The following is a 17,507-nucleotide window of genomic DNA, read 5'->3' as shown; positions in this document are numbered from 1 at the left end:
AGACGGCGCAATGTCTAGAATGAAGCGCTGTATCCTAGCACCGGCAGACGCACCAGACTATCAAGGGCGTCAGATCGTTTATTCTGCAGTTGCCATTCATCAGACAAATCCAGTGGAACCCAATGGAAGACACCGACCTGCAAGCGCTGATGGCCAGACTCGAATTGCTAATTGATCGGGTCGAGCAACTAAAGAGGCAAAACGGACTCCTATTAGCTCAGGAAAAGACCTGGCGCGAGGAACGCGCTCACCTCATTGAAAAAAACGAAATCGCCCGGCGTAAGGTCGAGTCGATGATTTCGCGCCTGAAGGCCCTGGAGCAAGACTCATGAGTTCAAGCAATAGCGTCACCGTGCAGATTCTCGACAAAGAATATTCGATCATCTGCCCCCAGGAAGAGCGCAGCAACCTGGTGAGCGCCGCCCGCTACCTGGACGGCAAGATGCGTGAAATCCGCAGCAGCGGCAAAGTGATCGGCGCCGACCGCATCGCCGTGATGGCCGCGTTGAATATCACCCACGATCTGCTGCATAAGCAGGAGCGCCCGGACGTGCAGGCCAGCGGCTCGACGCGCGAGCAGGTACGTGACCTGCTGGAGCGTGTGGACCTGGCACTGTCCAACGATTCCGACACATCCAAGGGCTGATTGCCGTGTCTGTTTAAGGTATACTCGCCCCACTCCCTGGCGTGCTTGCCAGTCGGCGATGTCCCGGAGCCGATTCGCACTACCCTGGAAGTTGCACGTTTGGCTGGTGTGCATGTCCGCTAGACGGAAAGCCTTAAAGCCTACTGCTTCTTCCACCTTGAACTTTCGGGTTCAAGGGCTTAGTCGACAGCGGTTCTGTCGGGGAGCCTGAATCCCAAACTCAATGCCAGTCCCAGGACTGGCATTGTTTTATGAGCCGAAAAACCATGACCGAACCTGCGCCGCTTTCCCGTCCGCAACTTCGACGCATGTTGCGCAACGCCCGCCGCGCACTCACGCCAAGCGAGCAGCGAAAAGCCGCCCAAGGCGTGTATCGGCAACTGGCACAGCACCCGCTGTTTCGCCGGGCCAAGCATATTTCCCTGTATCTGCCGACGGACGGTGAAATCGATCCGCGCTTGCTGCTGCGTGCGGCTCAGCGGCGGGGCAAGGCCACTTACCTGCCGGTGCTCAGCGCCTGGCCACGGACCAAGATGGTGTTCCAGCGCGTTCGCCCCGGGGAGAAGTTGCTGCCCAATCGCTTTCGCATTCTTGAACCACGGGTGAATGTCCGCCGCCAGCGCAAGGTCTGGGCGCTGGACCTGGTGCTATTGCCGTTGGTGGGGTTCGATGACGCGGGGGGACGGCTGGGCATGGGTGGCGGTTTTTATGACCGCAGCCTGGCTTACCTGGCGCGCCGCCAGCACTGGCGCAAGCCGACGCTGCTGGGCCTGGCCCATGAATGCCAGAAAGTCGAACGGCTGGTGCAGGCGAGTTGGGACGTGCCGTTGGCGGGCACCGTCACCGATAAGCAGTGGTATATCGCACAGGCGTCGCTGGAACCCGCGACGCCCTGAAGAAGAGTTAACGCTTGAACGGTTGTGGCGGCTGCTGGGTCAGCTCAACGGGCGCATCGGTCTTGTTCGACCATAAGCTTTGCGCATACCCGGTGGTCACGACGCCCAGACCAAACAAAATAACCAGTATCCATAGTAAATCCGGTTTGCGTTGCATCGATTGCCCCCCTTCAGGCACCTCGTACACGATGACAACAACGTTCCAAAGTAGTCCGTTGCAGCTGCGTCAAGCTTAAAATCCCGGCATTCTGCGTTAACGTGAACCAACACGCAAACCTTGACGCCAACCGACCGTCGGTTTGTCATGCAATTGCCCCACAACCTGTCCAACGCCTTTTTCAGGAGCCCCCCAATGGCCTACTGGCTGATGAAATCCGAGCCCGACGAACTCTCCATCACCGGCCTGGAACACCTCGGCGAAGCGCGATGGGACGGGGTTCGCAACTATCAGGCACGCAACTTTCTGCGTGCGATGGCGGTGGGCGATGAGTTTTTCTTCTACCACTCCAGCTGCCCCGAGCCTGGCATTGCCGGCATCGGCAAAATCGTCGTGACGGCGTATCCCGACCCCACCGCGCTGGAACCTTCCAGCCACTATTTCGACGCCAAGGCCAGCCCGGACAAAAACCCGTGGAGCGCGATCGACGTGGCCCACGTCCAGACGTTTCCCAAGGTGCTCGGCCTGGGCTATCTGAAGCAGCAAACCGCCCTGGCCGAACTGCCCCTGGTGCAAAAAGGTAGCCGTCTGTCAGTGATGCCGGTGACCGCCGAGCAATGGTCGGCGGTCCTCGCGCTGGGCTGAACCGCAGAACCTTGCAGTCACGCGCCCGACGCATGCATCTGCAGCGCAACCGGGTTAGGCTTGCGCTTCATTTGACCCGTATCAAGCGCCCTCGGGCCGAACCCGTCAGACTAGGACGCTAACACCGCAGGAAGCATCTATGTCCACGAACCACCGCACCTCCCAGCTGTTTGCCACCCTCCTGATTGTGTTGCTGCTCGCCGCTGGCGGTTTCGGTTACTGGAAATCCACCCAGGACCGCCTGCCCGAAGGCTTGAGCATGGGCAACGGCCGCCTGGAATCCACCGAAGTGCAGATCGCCGCCAAGATCCCCGGGCGTCTGGAAGAAGTGCGGGTGGATGAAGGCGACAAGGTACTCAAGGGCCAACTGCTCGCGCGCATGGACACCCGCACTCTGGAAGCCCAGCGCGCCCAGGCCGAAGCCGAAGTGCTGCGGGCCAGGGAAAACCTCGCCGCCGCAGAGGCCAATGTGCAATTGCGTCAGAGCGAACAACTGCTTGCCCACCAGGAACTCCAGCGGACCCAGGAGCTGTACAAACGCGGCTTCGCCAGTGGCCAACTGATCGACCAACAGCAGGCGCGCCAGAACACCGGGAATGCGGCCGTGGTCGCCGCCCAGGCCCAGGTCAATTCGGCCAAGGCCGCCATCGGCGCCGCCCAGGCCCAGGTGGCGCAGCTCACCAGCGAAATCGACGACAGCAGCCTGCGCGCGCCCATCGACGGCATTATCCAGCTGCGCCTGGCCGAGCCGGGCGAAGTGCTCGGCGCGGGCGGGCGCGTATTGCTGCTGATCGACCCCGAGGATCAGTACATGAACCTCTACCTGCCCGCTTCGGTGACCGGCGCCCTGACCGTCGGCAGCGATGCGCGCATCCTCCTCGACGCGCTCCCCGGCCAATCGCTGCCGGCCAAAATCAGCTTCGTCGCGGCTAAATCGCAGTTCACCCCCAAAGAGGTGGAGACCCGCGATGAACGCCAGAAACTGGTATTCCGCGTCAAACTGCGCCTGACCCAACCCAGCGCCGTGCCGCAGGCCAAACCGGGCATGCCCGGCGCCGGCTACGTTCGCACGGCTGACATCCCATGGCCGGCCAACCTGCAATGACCGATCTGGCGCTGCACGCCACCGGCATCCAGCACCGCTACGGCAAGCAACAGGCGCTGGTCGATATCGCCTTCAGCCTGCCCACCGGCACGCGCTGCGGGCTGATCGGCCCGGATGGCGCCGGCAAGTCGAGCCTGCTGGGTTTGATCGCCGGGGTTAAAAAACTCCAGGACGGCCAACTGGAGGTGCTCGGCGGCTCCATCGCCAACCGCCGCCACCGCAACAGCCTGTACCCGCGCATCGCCTTCATGCCTCAAGGCCTGGGCGGCAACCTGTACCCCGAACTGTCCATCCGCGAAAACATCCGCTTCTTTGCGACGCTGTTCGGCCTGTCCAAAGCCGATTGCAACCAGCGCATGCACAACCTGCTGCTGGCCACCGACCTCGAGCGCTTCGCCGAACGGCCGGCCGGCAAACTCTCCGGCGGGATGAAGCAGAAACTCGGCCTGTGCTGCGCGCTGATCCACGACCCGGACCTGTTGATCCTCGACGAACCCACCACCGGGGTCGACCCGCTGTCCCGTCGGCGCTTCTGGGAGCTGGTCGAAACCGTGCGCAGCGAGCGCCCGCAACTGACACTGCTGGTGGCCACGGCCTACATGGAAGAGGCCGAGCAGTTTGAACATTGCCTGATGCTCGACCGCGGCAAACTGATCGCCGACGGTTTGAGCAGTGAGCTGGCGGCAGTGACCCCCAGCGGCAAACTGGACGAAGCCTTCACCCACTTCCAGGGCGACAACGCCCATGACAACCAGCCGCTGGTCATCCCGCCGCGCACAGGCAACAACGCTGATATCGCCATCGAAGCCCACGACCTGACCCTGCGCTTTGGCGACTTCACCGCCGTCGATAAAGTCAGCTTCGCCATCGGCCGGGGCGAGATCTTCGGTTTTCTCGGCTCCAACGGCTGCGGCAAGACCACCACCATGAAAGTCCTCACCGGCCTGATGCCGGCCACCGAGGGCAGTGCCACGTTGCTGGGCAACCCGGTGAACGCCAAGGACCTGGCCACCCGCAAGCGTGTGGGTTTCATGTCGCAGAGCTTTTCGCTGTATGGCGAACTCAGCGTGCTTCAGAACCTGGTGCTGCACGCGCAGTTGTTCGATTTGCCCAACGTCGACAGCGGCAAGCGGATCGACGAGCTGATCCAGCGTTTCGACCTCAGCGAGGTGGCCGAGCAGCCGTCGGGCGAACTGCCCCTCGGCTTGCGTCAGCGCTTGTCGTTGGCCGTAGCGGTGCTGCATCGTCCTGAAGTGCTGATCCTCGATGAACCGACCTCGGGCGTCGACCCGGCGGCGCGGGATGATTTCTGGCGGCTGCTGATCGAACTGTCGCGCGAACAAGGGGTGACGATCTTTCTGTCCACCCACTTCATGAACGAAGCCCAGCGTTGCGACCGCATCTCCCTGATGCACGCCGGCAAGGTGCTCGCCTGCGACACGCCCGACGCGCTGCAGCAGCAATTCCACGGCGACACCCTCGAAGCCGCGTTCGTCACGTGCCTGGAGCAAGCCCAGGGCGAGGCCGAACCTACCGCGCCCACCGCCACCGTCAGCGAAACCAGCACGCCGCCGGTGAGCAAGCGCGGCTTCAGCCTGTCGCGCCTGCTGGCCGTGGCCAGCCGTGAAGGCAAGGAACTGCTGCGCGACAAGGTGCGTATGGCCTTCGCCCTGCTCGGGGCGATGTTCATGATGGTGATCTTCGGCTACGGCATTTCCCTGGACGTGGAAAACCTCGCCTTCGCCGTCTACGACCAGGACCAGACCCCGCAAAGCCGCGCCTACCTGGAGGCGTTTCGCGGCTCACGCTATTTCGCCGAACAAACGCCGATCCAGGATGCCAACGAACTGCACCGGCGCCTGCAACGTTCGGAAATCAAACTGGCCCTGGAAATCCCGCCCGGTTTTGGTCGTGACCTCTACGCCGGCCGCCAACCCAGCGTGGCGGCCTGGCTCGACGGCGGCATGCCGTTTCGCGCGGAAACCAGCCGGAACTATGTAGAAGCGGTCCACCAGGCCAACCTGCAGCAACTGGCCGAGCTGAGCAGCCAGCCGCAGAACAGCCAAGGCGCGGCCAAGCTCGAAACCCGCTTTCGCTACAACCAGGATGTGGTCAGTGTGAACGCCATCGGCCCAGGCGTGATGGCACTGATCCTCGCCTTCATCCCAGCGATGCTCACCGCCCTGGGCATCGTGCGCGAAAAGGAGCTGGGTTCGATCACCAACTTCTACGCCACGCCCCTGACCCGCCTGGAATTCCTGCTGGGCAAACAGACCCCGTACCTGGCCGTGAGCCTGATCAACCTGGCGGTGCTGGTCGCGATGAACCGCTGGCTGTTCGGCGTACCGTTCAAGGGCAGCGGCCTGACCCTGGCGTTCGGCGGCCTGCTGTACGTGCTCGCCACCACCAGCATGGGCCTGCTGATTTCCGCGTTCACTCGCACCCAGATCGCCGCGATCCTCGGCACCATGATCATCACCAGCCTGCCGACCATCCAGTTCTCCGGGCTGATCGTGCCGCGCTCGTCCCTGGAAGGCGCGGCGGCGGTGATGGGCACGCTGTTTCCGGCGGGGCACTTTCTCGATATTGCGGTGGGCACGTTCACCAAGGCCCTCGACCTGCGGCAACTGTGGCCGCAGTGCCTGGCGCTGTTCGGGTTTTTCCTCGGGTTTACCGGGCTTAGCCTGATCATGCTGAAGAAGCAGGAGGCTTGATGCATAAGTTCGCGCACATCCTGCGCCTGGGGATCAAGGAACTGACCAGCCTGCGCCACGACAGCGTGCTGCTGCTGTTTCTGTTCTACGCCTTCACGGTCGCGATCTACATGCCCGCGGCCGGCTCGGTGATTGGCGTACACAACGCCAGCGTGGCGTTTGTCGACGAGGACCACAGCGCGATCTCGCGGCAGATGGCCGAGGCGTTGCAGCCGCCCGAGTTCCAGTCACCCGTGCCGCTGGCGTATGACCAGTTGGATAAGGTCATGGACAGCGGCCAGTACACGTTCGTGATCAACGTACCGGCGAATTTCCAGGCCGACCTGTTGGCCGGTCGCGAGCCCGATGTGCAGGTGAACGTCGATGCCACGGCGATGAGCCAGGCGTTCATGGGCGCCGGCTACATCGGGCGGATTTTCCAACGCGAGCTGCTGACCTACAGCGGCCAGGCCGACTCCGCCAGCAAAGCGCCGGCGCTGCTGACAACGCGGGCGCTGTTCAATACCAACCTGGAGGGCGGCTGGTTCCTCGCGGTCATCCAGATCGTCAACAACATCACCATCCTCGCCATCGTGCTCACCGGCACCGCGCTGCTGCGCGAGCGCGAACATGGCACCCTCGACCATTTGCTGGTGCTGCCGCTGACGGCACTGGAAATCATGCTGGCGAAAATCTGGAGCAACCTGCTGGTGGTGGTGCTGTGTACCTGGGTGTCACTGGAAGTGGTGGTCAAGGGCATGCTCGGCGTGCCGCTGGCCGGGTCGCTGAGCCTGTTTCTGTTCGTGACCGCGCTGTACCTGTTTGCCAGCACCGCCCTGGGGATCTTCCTCGCCACCCTCGCCCGCTCGACGCCGCAGTTCGGCTTGCTGGCAATCCCAGTGATCATCCCGATGCTGTTGCTCTCCGGCGGCAGCACGCCGCTGGACAGCATGCCCGAATGGTTGCAGTGGGTGATGCAGGCCTCGCCGTCGACGCACTTTGTGAGCCTGAGCGCGGCGATCCTGTTCCGCGATGCGGGCATGAGCGTGGTGTGGCCGGACATGCTGGCGCTGGCGGGAATTGGCTTGCTGTTCTTTTTGGTGGCGCTGGCGCGGTTCCGCAAGAGCCTGGCGTCTTGAGGTGCCTGCCCGGCCGCTATCGCAGGCAAGCCTGCTCTCACAGGTGGAACGCATTCCCTTGTGGGAGCGGGCTTGCTTGCGATCGTCGCGCCGTGACTATTGGATGATCAGGTTGTTGAACAACAGGTCTTCCACCACCGGCTTGCCGGTTTCGTCGTTCATCACTTGCTGGGTCTGCTTCAGGGCTTCCTGGCGCAGTTTTTCCTTGCCCTCAACCGTGCTCATGGTCTCGTTGGTTTGCTGGGTGAACAGCGCCACCAGTTGATTACGAATCAACGCATCGTTGGCTTTGATGGCGGCGGCCGCTTCGGTGCCGGTCACGCGCAGAGCGATATCGGCCTTGTACACCTTGAGCTTGGACGTACCGTCCAAGCCATAGTTGCCCACGAACGGCGGGGCCAGGCTGATATAGCTGACCTTCGGCGCCTCGCCTTCTTTCGCCTCTTGCGCCTGGGCCGCCATTGGCAAGGTCAGGGCCAGCATCAACAGAATCCACGCTTTCACAGTTCATTCCTCACATTCGGTAGCCCAGTAGCATAACGCTAGCAAGGCAGAGCACAAGCTTATGGCGACTTATCAGGCCCGGGCATGCTCGTTGACCCACGGGCATACCCTCCTACACTTATCGGCCACGACGCCAAAAGGAATAGTCCGATGAAAGCTGTGCTGTGCAAAGCCTTCGGCCCCGCCGAAACCCTGGTGCTGGAAGACATCGCCAGCCCGGCGATCAAGAAGAACGAAATCCTGTTGGACGTGCATGCCGCCGGGGTCAACTTCCCGGACACGCTGATCATCGAGGGCAAGTACCAGTTCAAGCCGCCGTTCCCGTTCTCGCCGGGTGGCGAAGCGGCGGGCGTGGTCAGTGAAGTGGGGGAAAAGGTCAGCCACCTGAAGGTAGGAGACCGCGTGATGGCGCTGACCGGCTGGGGCAGTTTTGCCGAGCAGGTCGCGGTGCCCGGCTATAACGTGCTGCCGATCCCGCCCAGCATGGGCTTCAACACCGCCGCCGCGTTCAGCATGACCTACGGCACCTCGATGCATGCACTGAAACAACGGGCCAACCTGCAACCCGGCGAAACCTTGCTGGTCCTCGGCGCCTCCGGCGGCGTGGGCCTGGCTGCCGTGGAAATCGGCAAGGCCATGGGCGCCCGGGTCATCGCCGCCGCCAGCAGCGCCGACAAACTGGCGGTGGCCAAGGCCGCCGGCGCCGATGAGCTGATCAACTACAGCGAAGCCAGCCTGAAAGATGAGGTCAAGCGCCTGACCGACGGGAACGGCGCCGACGTGATCTACGACCCGGTGGGCGGCGACTTGTTTGACCAGGCCATCCGCGCCATCGCCTGGAACGGCCGCCTGTTGGTGGTGGGTTTTGCCAGCGGGCGCATTCCGGAGCTGCCGGTGAACCTGGCGCTGCTCAAGGGCGCGGCCGTGGTCGGAGTGTTCTGGGGCGCGTTCGCCCAGCGCCAGCCGCAGGACAATGCGGCGAACTTCCAGCAGCTGTTTGGTTGGTATGCCGAGGGCAAGTTGAAACCGCTGGTGTCGCAGGTGTATCCGCTGGAACAGGCGGCCCAGGCGATCAATGACCTGGGGCAGCGCAAGGCGGTGGGTAAGGTGGTCGTGCAAACCCGCCTGCCGAGGTGAAATGCGCTTGAATGTGGGAGGGGCGGTGTCCTCGACCATCACCTGTCTATTCGCGACATGTTCGTAGAGAACATGCATTGGCTCATATTTCCTGCGTTTGGCGCGTTAATCGCCTGAGCAATCCTTGGCACAACGCTTGAGCCGCGCCTCCAGGTTTTTGTCTGGCATGGCGTGGCTGCGCAGGGCGTTGACGGTCTGCTCGACATAATCGCGCGTCGTGCCGTAACGCCCGCAAGCGCTTTGCAGCACGTAGCTGAGCACGATGTCGGGCAGATTGCCAGCGTAGCTCGGCAGGTGCCGCTCCAATACAAACCCCAATGCCTGCACCCGACTGCCATCTTCCAGACGGCAGCTGAGCCAGTGCGGCCGATAGGAGGGGTAAGGCATTTCGCGCTGCCACAAGGCGTACAGCGAGGCTTCTAACTGATCTTCCGGCAGGCGGTAGGCAAACCCGCTGCACGAGCCGCCACGATCCAGGCCGAACACCAACCCGGGCAACTCCGGCGTACCCCGATGCTCGTGGGACCACAGGTACAAACCACGGTGATAGCCATGGACCCGCGCCCGAACCCGCTCGGTCGATGAACATTCCGGCCGCCAGATCAGCGAACCGTAAGCGAATAGCCAGACCGGCCCGCCCTTATGCCGGGCCATGGTGGCCTGCATCGAGTTCATCAACTGTTCGTGCGTGAGTTGCGGTCCCAGATCGAGCCGCGGAGGGTAAGCCAATTGCAAAAGATCGGATTCGATGGCGGTCATGGCGAAAAGTGGCTCGCCTCCTATGTGTTACCAATTGTTAGCAACTCTACCGTAATAAAACGCGCTGCTGTGACCATACGGCAAAAAAGTACAATAGGCTGAACGACCACCGCATTCTCCAGAAGCAATCCCAGTATTTTCAGCTCCGGTTCAGCCCGGCAAAGCGCTTGACCGTCAAAATAGCGCAGCTGGCACGACTCAGTCGGTCACCCCTCACACCGATTACTCGAGGTCGCACCTATGAAAAAATTACGATTGCCGGGCCTGCTGCTCCTGGCCCAGGCCACCACCGCTCTCGCTGTCGAAACCCCGCCCGTCGACGATGACAAGGGCTTCTGGTATGCGCAGACCAGCGTCTACACCCGGCACTTCTCCCCCGACCCGGACCACAACAACAACCAGGATTTGCTTGGGTTGGAGCGCAATGAAGCGTCAGGTTTGGTGTATGGGGCGGCGACGTTCCGCAACTCGTTCAGCCAACGCTCGTACTACGTCTACGCGGGCAAACGCTATGACATGACCGACTATCCGGTGTATCTGAAACTGACCGGCGGGGCGATCCAGGGCTATCGCGGCAAGTACCGCGACAAAAGCCCGTTGAACCGTTTCGGCGTGGCGCCGGTGATCATACCGTCCGTGGGCACCCATTACGGGCCGGTGGCGGCGGAGTTGGTGTTGCTGGGGTTCAATGCGGCGATGATCACGACCGGCGTGCGTTTCTGACAGCGACGCCAGCTCCTCCACCAGAGCCGGCGCAGGTTTCAGGGCCGCGGGGCGTAGGCGAATACGTCGGCGCGCATCTGGTGTGCATCCATGCCCGCAGCCACCAGCGCATCCAATGTGCCGTAGATCATCGCCGGTGAACCGCTGGCGTAGACATGCACGCCTTTGAGGTCGTGGATGTCTTCGCACACTGCTTCATGCAACAGCCCACAGCGTCCTTCCCAACCGCACAGGTCACTGACCACTTTGTGCAGGAACAGGTTGGGCAGTTGCAGCCATTGATCCCAATGCTCGATCTCGTAGAAATCTTCCGGACGCCGCACGCCCCAATACAAATGCACCGGGTGTTTGAAGCCGGTGGCGCGGCAGTGCTCGATCAGGCTGTGCATCTGCGCCATGCCGGTGCCCGCGGCGATCAGCACCAACGGCCCATCGGGCAGCTCGGCCAGGTGGGTATCGCCAAACGGCAGCTCGATGCGGGCCATCCGGTTGCGCTGCAATTGCTCGATCAGATTGCGCGCGCTGTCCTCGCGGGCCAGCACGTGCAGTTCCAGTTCGCGCCCGGCGTGGGGCGCCGAAGCCAGGGAAAACGCCGACTTCTCGCCGTTATCCCGTTCAATCATCAGGTATTGCCCGGCGTGGTAACGCACGGCCTTGCCGGCCGGGGCGAGCAAGCGCACGCGCCATACATCGCCACCGACTTGCACGCATTCACTCACTTGGCACGACAACTTGCGCAACGGCAACTCTCCCGGCGCCAGCACGCCATCCCACAACACCACACAATCCTCCAGCGGCTCGGCGATGCAGGTGTAGAACTCCCCGTGGTCGCGTATTTCACCGGACTGCCGCACCCGGCCGTCCACCAACAGCGCCGCGCACACGTGGCACACACCATTGCGACAGGCTTGCGGGCATTCGTAGCCCAGGCGGCGCGCACCTTCGAGGATTCGCTCACCGGGGACCAGCTCCAATACGGCGCCGGAAGGTTGCAGGGTCACACGCATCAATCTATTCCCAACTCTTTCCAGATCGCATCGACACGCGCCGTCACGGCTTCGTCCTTGACGATCACCCTGCCCCACTCGCGGGTGGTCTCACCCGGCCATTTGTGCGTGGCATCCAGGCCCATCTTCGAGCCCAGGCCCGAGACCGGCGAGGCGAAGTCGAGGTAGTCGATCGGCGTGTTGTCGATCATCACCGTGTCGCGCTTGGGGTCCATGCGCGTGGTGATGGCCCAGATCACGTCGTTCCAGTCGCGGGCGTTGATGTCGTCGTCAGTGACAATAACGAACTTGGTGTACATGAACTGTCGCAAAAACGACCACACGCCGAGCATGACCCGCTTGGCATGGCCTGGGTACGACTTCTTCATGGTCACGATGGCCATGCGGTACGAACAGCCTTCCGGCGGCAGGTAGAAGTCGGTGATTTCCGGGAACTGCTTCTGCAGGATCGGCACGAACACTTCGTTCAGCGCCACACCGAGAATCGCCGGCTCATCCGGCGGACGGCCGGTGTAGGTGCTGTGGTAGATCGGCTTGATCCGATGAGTGATGCGCTCGACGGTGAACACCGGGAAGCTGTCGACTTCGTTGTAGTAGCCGGTGTGGTCGCCGTAGGGGCCTTCGTCGGCCATTTCGCCGGGGTGGATCACGCCTTCGAGGATGATTTCCGCGGTGGCCGGCACTTGCAGGTCGTTGCCACGGCACTTCACCAGCTCGGTGCGGTTGCCGCGCAGCAGGCCGGCGAAGGCGTATTCGGACAGGCTGTCCGGCACTGGGGTCACGGCGCCGAGGATAGTGGCCGGGTCGGCGCCCAGGGCCACGGAGACCGGGAACGGCTTGCCGGGGTGTTTTTCGCACCATTCACGGAAGTCCAGCGCGCCGCCGCGGTGGCTCAGCCAACGCATGATCACCTTGTTGCGGCCGATCACTTGCTGACGGTAGATGCCGAGGTTCTGGCGATCCTTGTTCGGGCCCTTGGTGACGGTCAGGCCCCAGGTGATCAGCGGGCCGACATCGCCGGGCCAGCAGGTCTGCACCGGCAGCATGCCCAGGTCGACGTCATCGCCTTCGATGAGCACTTCCTGGCACACCGCGTCCTTGACCACCTTGGGCGCCATGGCAATGATCTTGCGGAAGATCGGCAGCTTCGACCAGGCGTCCTTCAAGCCCTTGGGTGGCTCGGGCTCCTTGAGGAACGCCAGCAACTTGCCGATCTCGCGCAATTCGCTGACCGACTCGGCGCCCATGCCAAAGGCCACGCGATCGGGGGTGCCGAACAGGTTGCCGAGCACCGGGATATCAAAACCGGTCGGGTTCTCGAACAGCAGCGCCGGGCCCTTGTTGCGCAGGGTACGGTCGCAAATCTCAGTCATTTCCAGCACCGGCGAAACCGGCACGTGGATGCGTTTCAACTCTCCGCGCTGCTCAAGTTGCTGCACGAAATCCCGAAGATCCTTGAATTTCATTAACCATGCCACCCGTAAAATAGGCGTACATCCTACCTGCTCTGAGGACGGCTGGCAGCTTAATTGGCCGTCAGCCCCCGTGATTGCAGCGAACGGAACAGCGGTTCCAGGAACGCCTGGACATGTCGCGCGCCGACGTCGGAGAGGTGGTTATCGTCGGTGTACAGCGCGCGGCCGTCGAGCTCGACCCGGCACAGGCCGTCGGCGCCACACAGCAGGGGCGCGGGGTCCAGCACGGTGACGCCACTGTCGGCGGCGGCCAGTTCGTCAAACAGCCGAGTGATAAAGGCCTGGCGCTTCTCGTGCTCCGCCACGGGGAGCCCTTCGCCGTCCACCGGCCGGTGCATCATGGCCAGGCGACTGAGGCGGTACGGCACGATGATTTCCTGCAGCGGTGCCTCCTTGATCAGCCACACATGGTGCCCGGCGGCGCGCAGCCCCTGGATGCGTTCACGCAGGCCCTGTTCGAAACGCTGCTCGGCCACGGCACGCACGTACTTGCCGGTGCCCAGGTCTTTTAGCGCATGTTCCTTGTCACCCGACATCTGCCCATAGAGGTACAGGCTCCAGCGCGCCGCCAGCACGACATCGCTGAACGACTGCTCGGCCAGGGCCTGCTCGACGCGCTGGTTGAAATGCGCGCACTGGGTGATGTTCTCCAGACCGTCCAACGGTACACAACCGGCGAAACTGGCCTGGACCAGACTGATATCGTGCCGTTTGGCCGCATCCTTCAGCGCCGGAATCAATGCGGTGGCGTGGCTGTCGCCCCAGACCAGCGCGGACACCGAGTGGCTTTGTGGGCCGAAATGGCAGAACAGCCGCTCATCCGGGGTGTTCTTGTCCGCCAGGCAGGCCGTCAGCTCCGGGCTCCACTTCTTCGCCTGGGCATAACGCAATGCCTGTTCGGACAGGCGCCACGGCACGCCATCGGCTTCCCGCAATGCCAGGCCAGTAAGGCCGAGACACAAAATGCCGGCCGCGGCGCCAGCCAGGATCGCCTTGCGTCCGGCCAGCAGACGTTTTTCCCGGAATGGCGCCTCCACGAAGCGCCAGGACAAATAACCCAGCACCAGGCTCAGCAGCATCAACCCGCCCAATTCCGCCGCGCTCAAGCCATCAACCGCTGCGTAGTTGGCGTACACGAACACCGGCCAATGCCACAGATACCAGGAATAGGAGATAAGCCCCAGCCCCACCATCAGCCGCGAACTCAGCAGCTGCCCGACCCAGGTGGCTTGCTGCCCATTGGCCCAAATCAACCCGACCACGCCCAGCACCGGCAGCAAAGCGGCCGCGCCAGGGAACGGTGTATGCCGGTCGAAACCGAATATGGCGGTCAGGATCAATGCCAGGGAAGCCAGGCTGACCGCTTGCGCCAGGGGCGGCGAGGCGCGCCACTCAACCTTCGGCATGACCGCCAGCATGGCGCCGGCCAGCAATTCCCAGGCACGCAGATGCAGCAGGTAGAACGCTTTCTGCGGCTGATGGGAAACCGCCCAGACACTCATGCCAAACGACACCAGCAGCACCGCGAACAACGCCAGGCGCCAGTGTTTCAAGCGGCTTGAAAGCAGGGCCAGCAACAGCGGGAAGAAGATGTAGAACTGCTCCTCCACCGCCAGCGACCAGGTGTGCAACAAGGGTTTTATGTCGGAGGCTGCATCGAAATAACCGTGCTGGCGTGCAAACAGCAGGTTGGAGGTAAAGGTCACCTGGTAGTGCGCCGACCGCCCCAGCTCTTCATAGTCCTTGGGCGCCAGCAAAAACCAGCCCACGGCCAGTGTCGCGGCCATCATCACGAACAACGCCGGCAAGATACGCCGGGCACGGCGCGCCCAGAAGCCCACGAAACTGAAACGCCCAGCCTGGCGTTCGCGCCAGATGATCGAGGTAATCAGGAAGCCGGAAATCACGAAGAACACATCGACACCGACAAAGCCGCCAGTGATCCCAGGAACGCCAAAGTGGAACAGCACGACAGCAAGGACAGCAATGGCACGCAGGCCGTCGATATCTCTTCGGTAAGCAAGAATGGTCATAAGAATTGTGGTCAATATGTTACGAATGGAGGCGAGAATAGGCGCATGTTTACTTTTTGTTACTTAACGGACACTTATGACATAAAATCCATTCAATTTCGACGCAAAAAAAATGGCGCCCCGAAGGACGCCATTTTTTTTGGACCTGAAACGTCGTATTACTTACGCTTCATCGACAGGAAGAACTCGTCGTTGGTCTTGGTGGTTTTCAGCTTGTCGATCAGGAACTCGATGGCCGCGACTTCATCCATCGGGTGCAGCAGCTTGCGCAGAATCCACATGCGCTGCAGTTCGTCGTCGGCTGTCAGCAGCTCTTCACGGCGGGTGCCGGAGCGGTTGATGTTGATCGCCGGGAACACACGCTTTTCAGCGATACGACGGTCCAGGGGCAGTTCCATGTTGCCGGTACCCTTGAACTCTTCGTAGATCACTTCATCCATCTTCGAGCCGGTTTCAACCAGCGCGGTGGCGATGATGGTCAGCGAGCCGCCTTCTTCGATATTCCGCGCGGCGCCGAAGAAACGTTTCGGTTTCTCCAGGGCGTGGGCATCGACACCACCGGTCAATACCTTGCCGGAGCTCGGGATCACGGTGTTGTAGGCACGGGCCAGACGGGTGATGGAGTCGAGCAGGATCACCACGTCTTTCTTGTGTTCGACCAGGCGCTTGGCCTTCTCGATCACCATTTCGGCAACCTGCACATGGCGGGTTGGCGGCTCATCGAACGTCGAGGCAACCACTTCGCCGCGCACGGTACGCTGCATTTCGGTCACTTCTTCCGGACGTTCATCGATCAGCAGCACGATCAGGTGAACTTCAGGGTTGTTACGCGCGATGTTCGCTGCAATGTTCTGCAGCATGATGGTCTTACCGGCTTTCGGCGGTGCGACGATCAGGCCGCGCTGGCCCTTGCCGATCGGGGCGCACAGGTCGATTACACGACCGGTCAAGTCTTCGGTAGAACCGTTGCCGGCTTCCATCTTCATTCGCACGGTCGGGAACAGCGGGGTCAGGTTCTCGAAGAGAATCTTGTTTTTCGCGTTCTCTGGACGATCGAAGTTGATCGTGTCGACCTTGAGCAGGGCGAAATAACGCTCGCCTTCCTTCGGCGGACGGATCTTGCCAACGATGGTGTCACCGGTGCGCAAGTTGAAGCGGCGGATCTGGCTCGGCGAGACGTAGATATCGTCTGGACCGGCGAGATAGGAAGCGTCTGCAGAGCGGAGGAAGCCGAAGCCGTCCTGGAGAATCTCCAGCACGCCATCACCGGAGATTTCCTCGCCGCTTTTCGCGTGCTTTTTGAGCAAGGAGAAAATCACGTCCTGCTTGCGCGAACGGGCCATATTTTCTATGCCCATCTGTTCGGCCAATTCGAGCAGTTCGGTAATCGGCTTTTGCTTGAGTTCAGTCAGATTCATATAGGAATGACGTAATCATTTATGGAGGGGGGAAATTAAGCTTTTGGCTTAATGAGGCCGCGCCGCAGAGAAGGCGACAGGATCGCGTACTAATCGAAAAGGAATGCGTCGGCGACGGCTTGCAGGGGGCAGTGGAGAAACCAGTGCGGGGCCGAATGTACCACCTGAGTTTCGGAGCGTCTAGCCCTGTTTCACGAAAAAGCCCCGCAATTTCAGGCTGTGTGAAAACGCACCCTGCACCGGCTAAAAACAAATGCCCCGACTTGTCGGGGCATTTGTTTTTGCGGACTTGAAGAAAAAAAGGGCCTTTCAGCCCATCAACTCCATCAATTTAGGCACTCCCAACACATTGATGGTCCTTTTCAGGTTGTAGGCCTGTATCGCAAGTGCCATTTCTGTCCGTGTACCTTTTAGCTGGCGCAGCAAAAACCTAGCGTTGCCGAAGGCCCATTGCTTCAAGTTGCCAAATGGGTGTTCGACGATCGATCGTCGATTGATCATCATGTCGGGATTCGCCTTCATGCGCTGTTCCATTCGTTCAAACGCTGATTCATGGGCATGGCGCGTGACGTAACGGCGTTCAGCCTTGGTACACCGGCTTTTCAGTGCGCAAGTGCCGCAATCACTGATTGATGCGTGATAAACCCGGTCTCCCTTGTTAAGTGCTTTAAGCGTGAGCGTCTTGCCATTAGGGCATTCATAGCTGTCACTCTCTTCACTGTAATTGAAGAGCGTGCGGTCAAAAAATTGCTCTTCGCCACCTTTGGTGTTGATCGCCCGGTTGGGCGGGACAAAGGGTGTGATACCAGCGTCTTCACACGCCTGAAATTGCGCGCCGTTGGAGTAGCCTGCATCAGCGGTGACGTTGAGCTTGGCTTGTTCCAGCACCGCTTGAGTCGCCTGGGCCATCGGTTCAAGCAGGCGATTGTCGGCACCTTCCTGAGTCACTTCGTGGTGAACAATCAGACAGTGTTTCGCATCCACCGCGCTCTGAACGTTGTAGGCAATACGCGAGCCTGAAGGTGTCCGCATTTTTTGCGCATCGGCCTCACCCACCACGTGCTGAACCAGACCTTGAGCTTGCATCAGCGCCTGGCAGGTCTGGTTATTAGCCTTTTTTACGCGCAACGTCTCAAGCGCAGTCTGTACTGCTGAGCGATCAATCGCTTG

General features: G+C 61.4%; 17 protein-coding genes and 1 other RNA gene. 10 read left to right on the top strand and 8 right to left on the bottom strand.

The genetic code is table 11. The features are described 5' to 3' along the window. Positions 1-122 precede the first annotated feature (122 nt). From AC07W0_RS27385 to AC07W0_RS27370, 4 genes are all read left to right on the top strand, one after another. On the top strand, positions 123-332 hold the full coding sequence (locus AC07W0_RS27385) for a TIGR02449 family protein (RefSeq protein ID WP_017845111.1): 210 nt from the start codon (positions 123-125) through the stop codon (positions 330-332). After that, on the top strand, positions 329-646 hold the full coding sequence (locus AC07W0_RS27380) for a cell division protein ZapA (RefSeq protein ID WP_017845112.1): 318 nt from the start codon (positions 329-331) through the stop codon (positions 644-646). The genes AC07W0_RS27385 and AC07W0_RS27380 overlap by 4 nt, the downstream gene beginning before the upstream one ends. Before the next feature lie 30 nt (positions 647-676). Further along, a non-coding RNA gene (gene ssrS, locus AC07W0_RS27375) (6S RNA) lies at positions 677-855 on the top strand. A gap of 57 nt (positions 856-912) precedes the next feature. Beyond that, positions 913-1,542: a 5-formyltetrahydrofolate cyclo-ligase gene (locus AC07W0_RS27370; protein ID WP_102618637.1), complete on the top strand. Its 630-nt coding sequence runs from the start codon at positions 913-915 to the stop codon at positions 1,540-1,542. A 7-nt stretch (positions 1,543-1,549) separates the two neighbouring features. Here AC07W0_RS27370 and AC07W0_RS27365 read toward each other — a convergent pair whose 3' ends face one another. Next, positions 1,550-1,699 carry a hypothetical protein gene (locus AC07W0_RS27365; protein ID WP_017845114.1) on the bottom strand — a complete coding sequence of 50 codons (150 nt, stop codon included), beginning with the start codon at positions 1,697-1,699 and terminating at the stop codon, positions 1,550-1,552. Positions 1,700-1,894: 195 nt separating this feature from the next. Here AC07W0_RS27365 and AC07W0_RS27360 point away from each other — a divergent pair, with 195 nt between their 5' ends. The 4 genes from AC07W0_RS27360 (at position 1,895) to AC07W0_RS27345 (ending at position 7,281) form a co-directional block, all read left to right on the top strand. Continuing rightward, positions 1,895-2,344 carry an EVE domain-containing protein gene (locus tag AC07W0_RS27360; protein WP_017845115.1) on the top strand — a complete coding sequence of 150 codons (450 nt, stop codon included), beginning with the start codon at positions 1,895-1,897 and terminating at the stop codon, positions 2,342-2,344. 139 nt (positions 2,345-2,483) lie between these two features. Beyond that, on the top strand, positions 2,484-3,449 hold the full coding sequence (locus AC07W0_RS27355; RefSeq protein ID WP_017845116.1) for an HlyD family secretion protein: 966 nt from the start codon (positions 2,484-2,486) through the stop codon (positions 3,447-3,449). Beyond that, complete coding sequence (gene rbbA, locus AC07W0_RS27350) at positions 3,446-6,163, top strand: ribosome-associated ATPase/putative transporter RbbA (RefSeq protein WP_102618646.1); 2,718 nt, start codon at positions 3,446-3,448, stop codon at positions 6,161-6,163. Before AC07W0_RS27355 ends, rbbA begins: the two co-directional genes overlap by 4 nt. Then, the gene (locus tag AC07W0_RS27345; RefSeq protein WP_046381693.1) at positions 6,163-7,281 is read left to right on the top strand and encodes an ABC transporter permease; all 1,119 of its coding nucleotides are present in this window, start codon (positions 6,163-6,165) and stop codon (positions 7,279-7,281) included. Before rbbA ends, AC07W0_RS27345 begins: the two co-directional genes overlap by 1 nt. Positions 7,282-7,377: 96 nt before the next feature. On the opposite strand, the gene AC07W0_RS27340 is transcribed toward AC07W0_RS27345, so the two are convergent. Beyond that, positions 7,378-7,785, bottom strand: coding sequence for a flagellar basal body-associated protein FliL (locus AC07W0_RS27340; protein ID WP_046488859.1), 408 nt, complete (start codon positions 7,783-7,785; stop codon positions 7,378-7,380). 150 nt (positions 7,786-7,935) lie between these two features. On the opposite strand from AC07W0_RS27340, the gene AC07W0_RS27335 reads away from it, so the two are divergent. Beyond that, a complete protein-coding gene (locus AC07W0_RS27335) occupies positions 7,936-8,922 on the top strand; it encodes an NADPH:quinone oxidoreductase family protein (RefSeq protein ID WP_017845120.1) in 987 nt (328 codons plus the stop codon). 105 nt (positions 8,923-9,027) lie between these two features. On the opposite strand, the gene AC07W0_RS27330 is transcribed toward AC07W0_RS27335, so the two are convergent. Then, a complete protein-coding gene (locus AC07W0_RS27330) occupies positions 9,028-9,681 on the bottom strand; it encodes a gamma-glutamylcyclotransferase (RefSeq protein ID WP_102618636.1) in 654 nt (217 codons plus the stop codon). A 240-nt stretch (positions 9,682-9,921) separates the two neighbouring features. Between AC07W0_RS27330 and AC07W0_RS27325 the strand changes: the two genes are divergently transcribed. Beyond that, positions 9,922-10,404: a sn-glycerol-3-phosphate transporter gene (locus AC07W0_RS27325; protein ID WP_102618635.1), complete on the top strand. Its 483-nt coding sequence runs from the start codon at positions 9,922-9,924 to the stop codon at positions 10,402-10,404. Between the two features lie 38 nt (positions 10,405-10,442). On the opposite strand, the gene AC07W0_RS27320 is transcribed toward AC07W0_RS27325, so the two are convergent. From AC07W0_RS27320 to AC07W0_RS27300, 5 genes are all read right to left on the bottom strand, one after another. Next, the gene (locus AC07W0_RS27320; protein WP_017845123.1) at positions 10,443-11,411 is read right to left on the bottom strand and encodes a CDP-6-deoxy-delta-3,4-glucoseen reductase; all 969 of its coding nucleotides are present in this window, start codon (positions 11,409-11,411) and stop codon (positions 10,443-10,445) included. Beyond that, positions 11,411-12,877: a 4-hydroxy-3-polyprenylbenzoate decarboxylase gene (ubiD, locus tag AC07W0_RS27315; RefSeq protein WP_017845124.1), complete on the bottom strand. Its 1,467-nt coding sequence runs from the start codon at positions 12,875-12,877 to the stop codon at positions 11,411-11,413. Before ubiD ends, AC07W0_RS27320 begins: the two co-directional genes overlap by 1 nt. A 59-nt stretch (positions 12,878-12,936) precedes the next feature. Further along, positions 12,937-14,919: an acyltransferase family protein gene (locus AC07W0_RS27310; protein ID WP_102618634.1), complete on the bottom strand. Its 1,983-nt coding sequence runs from the start codon at positions 14,917-14,919 to the stop codon at positions 12,937-12,939. Positions 14,920-15,077: 158 nt separating this feature from the next. Next, positions 15,078-16,337, bottom strand: coding sequence for a transcription termination factor Rho (gene rho, locus AC07W0_RS27305; protein ID WP_017845130.1), 1,260 nt, complete (start codon positions 16,335-16,337; stop codon positions 15,078-15,080). Between the two features lie 309 nt (positions 16,338-16,646). Then, a partial coding sequence (locus tag AC07W0_RS27300; RefSeq protein ID WP_495029344.1) for a transposase occupies positions 16,647-17,507 on the bottom strand: 861 nt, incomplete at its 5' end.

The organism is Pseudomonas sp. GW704-F2 (assembly GCF_059423025.1).
Note: the sequence above shows the minus strand (reverse complement) of the source record. Positions and strands in the feature narration are given on the sequence as shown.

Excerpts from the sequence above, each read along its gene's own strand:
- AC07W0_RS27385 (WP_017845111.1), top strand. The coding sequence starts at position 123 with ATGGAAGACACCGACCTGCAAGCGCTGATGGCCAGACTCGAATTGCTA.
- AC07W0_RS27380 (WP_017845112.1), top strand. The coding sequence starts at position 329 with ATGAGTTCAAGCAATAGCGTCACCGTGCAGATTCTCGACAAAGAATAT.
- AC07W0_RS27370 (WP_102618637.1), top strand. The coding sequence starts at position 913 with ATGACCGAACCTGCGCCGCTTTCCCGTCCGCAACTTCGACGCATGTTG.
- AC07W0_RS27365 (WP_017845114.1), bottom strand. The coding sequence starts at position 1,699 with ATGCAACGCAAACCGGATTTACTATGGATACTGGTTATTTTGTTTGGT.
- AC07W0_RS27360 (WP_017845115.1), top strand. The coding sequence starts at position 1,895 with ATGGCCTACTGGCTGATGAAATCCGAGCCCGACGAACTCTCCATCACC.
- AC07W0_RS27355 (WP_017845116.1), top strand. The coding sequence starts at position 2,484 with ATGTCCACGAACCACCGCACCTCCCAGCTGTTTGCCACCCTCCTGATT.
- rbbA (WP_102618646.1), top strand. The coding sequence starts at position 3,446 with ATGACCGATCTGGCGCTGCACGCCACCGGCATCCAGCACCGCTACGGC.
- AC07W0_RS27345 (WP_046381693.1), top strand. The coding sequence starts at position 6,163 with ATGCATAAGTTCGCGCACATCCTGCGCCTGGGGATCAAGGAACTGACC.
- AC07W0_RS27335 (WP_017845120.1), top strand. The coding sequence starts at position 7,936 with ATGAAAGCTGTGCTGTGCAAAGCCTTCGGCCCCGCCGAAACCCTGGTG.
- AC07W0_RS27330 (WP_102618636.1), bottom strand. The coding sequence starts at position 9,681 with ATGACCGCCATCGAATCCGATCTTTTGCAATTGGCTTACCCTCCGCGG.
- AC07W0_RS27325 (WP_102618635.1), top strand. The coding sequence starts at position 9,922 with ATGAAAAAATTACGATTGCCGGGCCTGCTGCTCCTGGCCCAGGCCACC.
- AC07W0_RS27320 (WP_017845123.1), bottom strand. The coding sequence starts at position 11,411 with ATGCGTGTGACCCTGCAACCTTCCGGCGCCGTATTGGAGCTGGTCCCC.
- ubiD (WP_017845124.1), bottom strand. The coding sequence starts at position 12,877 with ATGAAATTCAAGGATCTTCGGGATTTCGTGCAGCAACTTGAGCAGCGC.
- AC07W0_RS27310 (WP_102618634.1), bottom strand. The coding sequence starts at position 14,919 with ATGACCATTCTTGCTTACCGAAGAGATATCGACGGCCTGCGTGCCATT.
- rho (WP_017845130.1), bottom strand. The coding sequence starts at position 16,337 with ATGAATCTGACTGAACTCAAGCAAAAGCCGATTACCGAACTGCTCGAA.